General features: G+C 47.4%; 7 protein-coding genes. 3 read left to right on the top strand and 4 right to left on the bottom strand.

All coding sequences use genetic code 11. The features are described from left to right. Nucleotides 1-158: 158 nt before the first annotated feature. Nucleotides 159-716, bottom strand: a complete 558-nt coding sequence (locus QUB11_RS25180) for an NUDIX hydrolase (RefSeq protein WP_333206515.1) — start codon at nucleotides 714-716, stop codon at nucleotides 159-161. A 90-nt stretch (nucleotides 717-806) separates the two neighbouring features. On the opposite strand from QUB11_RS25180, the gene QUB11_RS25175 reads away from it, so the two are divergent. Beyond that, complete coding sequence (locus QUB11_RS25175; RefSeq protein ID WP_333206517.1) at nucleotides 807-2135, top strand: AMIN domain-containing protein; 1329 nt, start codon at nucleotides 807-809, stop codon at nucleotides 2133-2135. A 235-nt stretch (nucleotides 2136-2370) separates the two neighbouring features. Here QUB11_RS25175 and QUB11_RS25170 read toward each other — a convergent pair whose 3' ends face one another. Beyond that, a complete protein-coding gene (locus QUB11_RS25170) occupies nucleotides 2371-2973 on the bottom strand; it encodes a DUF3172 domain-containing protein (RefSeq protein ID WP_333035210.1) in 603 nt (200 codons plus the stop codon). Between the two features lie 287 nt (nucleotides 2974-3260). Between QUB11_RS25170 and clpS the strand changes: the two genes are divergently transcribed. Further along, the gene (gene clpS, locus QUB11_RS25165; protein ID WP_015178019.1) at nucleotides 3261-3542 is read left to right on the top strand and encodes an ATP-dependent Clp protease adapter ClpS; all 282 of its coding nucleotides are present in this window, start codon (nucleotides 3261-3263) and stop codon (nucleotides 3540-3542) included. 242 nt (nucleotides 3543-3784) lie between these two features. On the opposite strand, the gene QUB11_RS25160 is transcribed toward clpS, so the two are convergent. Then, nucleotides 3785-4114 (bottom strand): RNA-binding protein, encoded by a 330-nt coding sequence (locus tag QUB11_RS25160; protein WP_333198593.1) that lies wholly within the window; start codon nucleotides 4112-4114, stop codon nucleotides 3785-3787. Between the two features lie 287 nt (nucleotides 4115-4401). Continuing rightward, nucleotides 4402-5682: a hypothetical protein gene (locus tag QUB11_RS25155; protein WP_333206520.1), complete on the bottom strand. Its 1281-nt coding sequence runs from the start codon at nucleotides 5680-5682 to the stop codon at nucleotides 4402-4404. Nucleotides 5683-6090: 408 nt separating this feature from the next. Between QUB11_RS25155 and QUB11_RS25150 the strand changes: the two genes are divergently transcribed. Beyond that, entirely contained in the window at nucleotides 6091-7473 is a 1383-nt protein-coding gene (locus QUB11_RS25150; protein ID WP_333206522.1) for a UDP-N-acetylmuramoyl-tripeptide--D-alanyl-D-alanine ligase, read from the top strand. Nucleotides 7474-7508: the final 35 nt, after the last annotated feature.

Raw genomic sequence — 7508 nt, 5'->3', positions numbered from 1 at the left:
ACGGGGAATGCCACACTGCTACAAGTTGCTGCGACTGGCGAGGTTTTGGCTCAGGTTTTTGGCGCTGATAATTCTCTCACTTCTCTGGATTTTATTGCTCTTTCTCGTTAAGACCAAAGGGCAATAAACAGCGTGTAAGGTTCCATTAATACAGCACCTTACCGCTGTTTATTCAAAAAATCTAATCCTAAAAAAATAGCTGCGATGCTTCCGGCTACACAAATTTCTCGGTTTTTTATTTTTACCAAAACTTCGGCAATGGGGACTAAAACTACTTCAATATCTTCTGTAATATCTAATTGGATTTTGCTTGCAAGCTTGACATTTTGAGCAAAGTATAGGTAGATAGAATTGGTGTCTTTTACGGGGTTATCATATAAGGTTGCTAGTTCCAAAATTTCTTCAGCAACATATCCCGTTTCTTCGGCAAGTTCTCTGGCGGCTGCCGATTTCCCGCTCTCTTGAGCAGAATTGAAAGCTCCCGCCGGCAGTTCCAGCAAAATTTCCCCTACTCCGTGCCTGTATTGGCGCACTAATACAAGTTCTTGCTGCTCTGTAGTGGCAAATACGAGGGCGATATTGGGTCGGACATTAACAAAAAAGTCGTCTATAATTTGTCCACTTGGCAATTCTATTTCATCTTGTCTAACCTGACACCACTTGTTGTTAAGAACGAACCGCGATCGCAATAATTTCCATTTAGTTAAATTTGTCATATCGCAATAATGTTAAACTTTCAGCGTTATCCGAAGGCAAAATTTTCCCATCCATAATCTATTTCAAATCAAAAATTTCACCCAGCCGCCATGCCATACAAAAAATTACTCACCAGATTTGGGGAAGACTTACAAAAATTGACTGTTAATTATCTAGCACCCGGATTGTTTGCGATCGAGTCACTGAGTCTGAGTCTAGCAGTCGTTGCCGCAGTTGCAGCAGTGCCCGCAACACTGGAACCAGCAAATGCTTCTACAGTCACAAGTTGGCAATTCGATCCGGCGACAAATCAGCTAGAAATTACTCTCCCAGAGGGAACAACCCCCACCTATTCTCTACTCAATCCGTCTCAGATTGCTGTGGATTTGCCCAATACTGAGATCGGAGTAGATGCAACTCAGCTATACCCACAAGGTAGAGTGCGTTCTGTGGGGGTGAGTCAACTTCAACCGGGAACGGCGAGAATTCTGGTCAATTTGGCTCCTGGAGTCGGTTTCAGCGCGGGGAAAGTTCAATTCCAAAGAAGCGGGGTAGAAAATCGCTGGGTGTTGCGTCCTTCGATCGAACCGACTCCAATTATGGAAACTCCCGAAACTCAACCCCAGCCTGCCATACAAGTACCGCAAAACCAGCGGCTAATAGATTCCAACTCAACTGCTGCCACAGAGGTCGATCGACCTGAATCTCCTACTTCCCTGAATCCCGGTACAAATTTTTCGCCGCGGTCAACTTCAAATGACCAAATCCGGCCGCTAAGAGTGCCTTTAGTCAATGTTCGCCTTGATGAACGCCGTGGGGTACAAGCTGCCGCTGTACCCCGCCTAAACCCTCAAATAACGGCGGCAGCAGCGCCCCAACAGCGGACGCTTACTTTTGGTGAACCACTTCCTCGCGGCGGATCAAATGCTCCTTTGCAGGCGGAGGCTGGGGCGAATGTCTTGTTGCCGGCGGGCACGGAGCTCAGTTTGCTATACCCCGGTGCTCAGGCTTTGCGGCTGCAAGCGAAGCCCAGCCGAGAGGAAGTGCTGCTGCTGCAAGGGGGAATTCTCGACAGTCGCGGTAATACGATCGTACCTGCTAATACGCCAGTCATCGGCCGGTTTGAAACAACCAACCTCGGCAGTCGATTTGTAGTGGAAGCTATTAGTCTCAACGGTCGCAATATCCCTCTCTTGGCTCGCTCGGAGCCCGTGGAAGGCCGACGCCCTCAGCCTTCCGATCGCAGTTTGTTGCGAAATACTGGTATTGGTGGCTTAGCTTTGTTCTTGCTGAGCGGCTTTTCTGGTATCGGTTTGTTGGCGGGAGCCGCCGGTGGTGTTGCTACAACTTACGTGGCGACTCCTCAACCTGCTACGATTCAACCCGGCCAAATTTTGCAAGTTCAGTTAACGGAAGATTTCCCCCAGTTTGGTTTTTGAAGGAAGAAGGAAGTTCGGCAACGGATTTTGTAACGGATGTAACGGATGTCAGGAAGAAGGAAGAAGGAAGAAGGAAGAAGGAAGAAGGAAGACTTTCTTCTTCCCTCGAACCTCTTCCTTCAATATTTTCTTAGAGCAGTTTTCCATTCTTGAAGTAAAGTAGGGACTTAAGCCAAGCCTAAGTCCCTACCCCATATCTGAAATTGACTCAACTGAAAACCGCTATATCGGCGATTTAGAAATTTTGACCTTCCGTGGTTGGAGCGATCGAACCCGGTTGGTTGAGGAACAGGTTTTTAGCGCCGTCGTTTTGGTAGATACAGTTAATTTCGGGTTGAGCTTCCAAGGGGCCGGTGAAGCCAAAGGTGTTCATGCGATTTTTGCAATCGCGCACTTGGTCTTGGCTGATGAGTTTTCTTTGTTCGAGAATTGCCCAGTTATTGGTTCGCAAAACGCATCCGGGGCGCATACTCGGCTGCGAGATGTAGACGTTGAAAGGGTTGAGGGTGACGTAGAGGCGCATATCTGTCACCATCGCGCTTGCTCCAAACTGCACGCAAAGTTCTGGGTTCGGGGCGCTGCGATCGATAAATTCGCGGGAGGCTACGTTCTCTGGGCTAATTGTAGCTGTGGAGCTAAAGGCAATGCCAATGCCAATTCCCAGAATAAAGACGGCTGTTAAAATCCCTAGGGTGGCGGAATTGAGGAAAGAGGGTTTGCCGGACTGAGGTTGACGGCGCGACTGTCCGCCCATTGAGCCGGGGTAGTCGGAGTCTTCATCTCCTCGGGATGGGTCGCCGCTGAATCTGTCGTTGTAGGATTTAGGTTTGCGTTTCATATAAGGTTCCCTCAGTTCTGGAGACTCAACAGGTAGTAGTTTGTTATTTTTAACCGATCGCGCCTTTCTAATATTATGGCGCTAGGAATATGGTTGCGGAGGACCCAGGACACCCCCTGTGGGTTTGGTCTTGGGTTCACAGCTCGCGATCGACCAAGGAGTTGCCTTGTCTGAATTTTCAGATTTCAATAAAATAGCTGAAAGTGACATACTCTTGCACAGCGGAGGAATCCGGCTCAAGACTGTTAACAAATTTTAACATTTTACAAGTCAGGAGGTATAGATTAGTGTCTGTCGAAATTATTCAAAAGCCATCCACAGTCCGCAAGCTTGCACCGCGCTACCGCGTTCTGCTGCACAATGATGATTTCAATCCTATGGAGTACGTGGTGCAGACTTTGATGGCGACGGTACCCAGTCTGACTCAGCCACAGGCGGTAAATGTGATGATGGAAGCCCATACTAACGGGATGGGATTGGTGATTGTTTGCGCTCTGGAACACGCTGAGTTTTACGCTGAAACGCTCAATAATCACGGATTGAGCAGCAGCATCGAACCTGACGATTAGAACCTGACGGTACTGCAAGGGATTCGCCCGGCCGGTTTCAGACTCATACCGTCAACTCTACAAATACCAAAAAGCCAAGGGTTCGGCCCTTGGCTTTTTGGTATATTTAATCCGGTAGAGATGGAAATTTGAAGAGCATAGGTTGTTCGGAACGGCCGGAAGTGGTTCGGAGCTAGGTAAGCTCTCGCGCCAATTTCAACTCTCCAATCTCAAATCTTTATCCGAGGACATTAATGAGGAAATTAATAACGTCCTCCTCCGCCTCCTCCTCCTGCGCGACCAAATTTTCCAGGGCCGCCGCCCCGGTTGCCACCACCCCGGCCTTCATCTTCGCGGGGCTTAGCTTTGTTAACTTTGAGGTCGCGACCCATCCACTCTGCTCCGTCGAGAGCACTAATGGCTGCATCTTCTTCTGCATCTGTGGACATTTCTACAAAACCGAAGCCGCGGGGGCGACTGGTTTCTCTGTCGGTAGGTAGATGTACTCGCTTAACGGTTCCGTATTCGGCGAAGACGGTGGTGATGTCTTCTTGGGTAACTTGGTAGGATAAGTTACCGACGTATATCGACATGAGGAATAACTCCAAAATTTAGACAGTGCGAAGATTTCAGTTTCGGAGAGTCCCCTGCCGATACAGAAGGGCAAGTTTTTAGACAATTCTGTAGCAATGAACAAAGCCTGCAACTGAATCTGATTCACACTTGGTACTTTAACATAGAATAATGTCTTTTGAGTAGGTTTCAGGAGTTAATTAAGTTGTTCTAATTAAAGGTAAAACTTTTAGGGTATTCAGAAACCTGGTTGATCGGTGTGATGTTTTGCCTGCAGTGGAAGCAGAGAAAGTTATGCCGCGCCCTCTCACCGCAGGAAAGATACATCCACCTTGCCAAAGTTGGTACTCAAAGCTAGGTTTACGTTTTCTAGGGCTTTGACTAACCACACCACGCCTTCTCGGGTACTGCATTCGTAGTGACCGAACAAAATTGCCAGTCGCTTTTCTAGGTAGGGCTTGACTTTGCCGCAAATTAGTACGATTTTCAGCAGCAAACCTGTGGTTTGGGTCGGCCCGAGGTTTGAGATCAGGTCGATGAAGACAAAGTGGTTGGGCCGCACAGGACTCTCCACTACTAAAAAGTTCAATAACTGACTGCAAGTTCTGATCATTAAAAATTCGTTAAACTTCTGATCATCGCTGTGGGCCAGGGTATTTTGTAGTTGCTTATACAATTTTTCGTTAAAGAGACGTTTGCCGTAGCGGTCATCGGTGACAGAAGAAATCAGGTATTCGTACAAGTCGTCTTTAAAAGAGCGGTAGGACTGATTTGTGCTGGCGTTCGTCGTGAAACGGCCCGCTAGCTGTCTGTAGGTATCGGCTCCTTCTACTTTTCCAACAAATTGCTTGAGGGCAAAGAATAATTCCGGGTCGGTCAACAAGGTCGGATTTTTTATAACTTGTATATTTCTGCCGAAGGAAAGGGAGGTTTCCCGACGTGCTATATGAGCTTTTCTCACTTGGTGAGCGACATATTGTGAGAGGTTGATCTCAAATTGCTGCTGCTTTTGAGCTTGGATTTTTTTAATGATTTTTTGCTGTTCGTAGGTGCTATCGTCGCTGAGGAGGCAGTGTTTGTAGAGGTAAGGGTAGCGGGGAATTAAGGTTCCGAGGGCAAGGGTAGCAGGGGTTTTGCTGTTGCTGCTATCTTCATTGCTGTGAGTTATGACTTTGGCTAAGCGTTGGAGGGTGAGGTACTGTTCACTTTCGGTAAATTGATTTACTAATTGGGGGATGGAGCCTCGCCCGCGCGATCGATTGTATCCAAATAAGATTTTGGGCGCTTCTTCAAACAGAGCGATCAATTCAGGGATGGCTGCTTGCTTGCTGGGGTAGGTTTGCCAGCGGTTGATCAGGATGTGGCAGCAGCGGTTGAGAATGTATTTGAACTCTTGTTGGGCGTGTTCTGAGCCTGCTATTTTTTCGAGTGCTTCGGCGATCGAGCGATCGGGATATCCGGTACCCTGGATAAACAAAGTGCGAAAGCGGCTGATGAGTTCGGCCGGCTGCTCTATTTGTACCAAATCCAGCCAGTGCTGGTAAAGTAGCTGTTCTTCTTCGTGGCTTTGTCTGTTGTAGTCGTTCACTGTGGATTAACCCTCCGAGGCTGGGGCAGGAGCTTTCAGCGCTATTAGCTTGATGAATTGGCAAATGAATCGCAATAATTGAGTCAACCGAGCTTCTCGCCGGCGGAGACTTATGGGTAGAAGCTGTCAGCAGCTTAAGCCGATCGATATTTTTTGCTTAGTTAAACTATTTATCAACACCAGCATGACATGAATTGTTGGTAATTAGCAAGGCCTTAAATACCATCGACTGTGTAAAGTATTGGTAAAGATTGTGGGTGGGTACGGGATAATTTTTTGGTGAACCGACGATTTAGTATTAGGATGATCAAGGTCAATCCCGATCCGCAGCCCGCTGTTAGTTAAATTTGAGGTTGGGCGAGGTAGAATTAGCTGTGAAAATAATTATTTTAAATGTGAGTGCTGGTTATGGTTTGTCGCGTAAGTATCGCCCAACTTGCTGAAATTTTAACTGTACCTTTGCCTACTGTGTCTGAAGGCGTTTTGACAGTTGTAGGGACAGGTATTGCCACAGATACGCGCACTCTTGAGGGGGGCGAAGTATTTTTGGCGCTGCGGGGAGAGAATTTTGATGGCCATCAATTTGTGGCAAAAGCCAGGGATTTGGGGGCGATTGCCGCGATTGTCGATCGAGAGTGGCAAGAGGAATTGCCTAATTTTCCGCTGTTGCGCGTTGATGATACTTTAAAAGCTTATCAGTCGATCGCCCGTTGGTGGCGTGACCAATTCAGTATACCTATAGTTGCTGTTACTGGTTCTGTAGGTAAAACTACTGTTAAAGAGTTAATTGCGGCGGTTTTGTCAACGAAGGGAAATGTTCTTAAAACTAAATATAACTACAACAATGAAATTGGAGTACCAAAAACTCTGTTGGAGCTTTCACCTTCCCACAATTTTGCTGTAATTGAGATGGGGATGCGCGCCAGTGGCGAAATTGCGCTGCTGTCGCAAATTGCTCGTCCGACTGTTGCGGTAATTACTAATGTAGGAACGGCACATATCGGGCGATTGGGTTCGGAAGAGGCGATCGCCCAAGCTAAGTGCGAACTTTTAGCCGAAATGCCTACAGATAGCATGGCTATTCTCAATCACGATGGTGACAGATTAATCGCAACTGCGTCAAAAGTTTGGTCGGGAAAAACTTTAAGTTATGGTTTAGAAGGCGGGGATTTGTGCGGAGAATTGCTCAATCCTGATACAATGTTAGTAGAAGGTGTGGAATTGCCACTGCCACTGCCGGGACGCCACAATGCTGTAAATTATTTGGCCGCTTTAGCGGTAGGAAAAGTTTTAGGTATTGATTGGGAAGTTTTAAAGCAAGGTTTGTCTGTGCAGTTACCGGATGGACGGGCGCGCCGCTACGATTTGCCGCAGGACATTATGATTCTGGATGAGACTTACAATGCTGGTTTGGAGTCGATGTTGGCAGCCCTGAGACTGTTAGCAGATACTCCAGGAAAGCGCCGGATTGCGGTGTTGGGAACGATGAAGGAATTGGGCGACAGGGCGATCGACTTTCACCGACAAGTGGGAACGGCGGCGCGAGATTTGCAGCTTGACGCTTTGTTTGTTTTTGCTGATTTTGAGGAAGCAGCGGCGATGGCCGCGGGCGCTGCGGGTTTGCCTTTTGTGGAGATAGGAGATATTACAGCCAAGGATGGGCGGGAAGATTTAGCAAAGCGGTTGTTGGGATTTGTCGAAAAGGGCGATCGGATTTTATTTAAAGCTTCTCATTCGGTTGAGTTGAATCGAGTTGTGGAGAAAGTTATAGCTGATTTGGCGGGGGAATAGACAGAAAATCGGTGATTGAAACTCGGCGATTGAAA

Origin of the sequence: Microcoleus sp. B6-A1, from assembly GCF_036705085.1 — a bacterium.
Classification (GTDB): Bacteria; Cyanobacteriota; Cyanobacteriia; order Cyanobacteriales; family Microcoleaceae; genus Microcoleus.
Note: the sequence above shows the minus strand (reverse complement) of the source record. Positions and strands in the feature narration are given on the sequence as shown.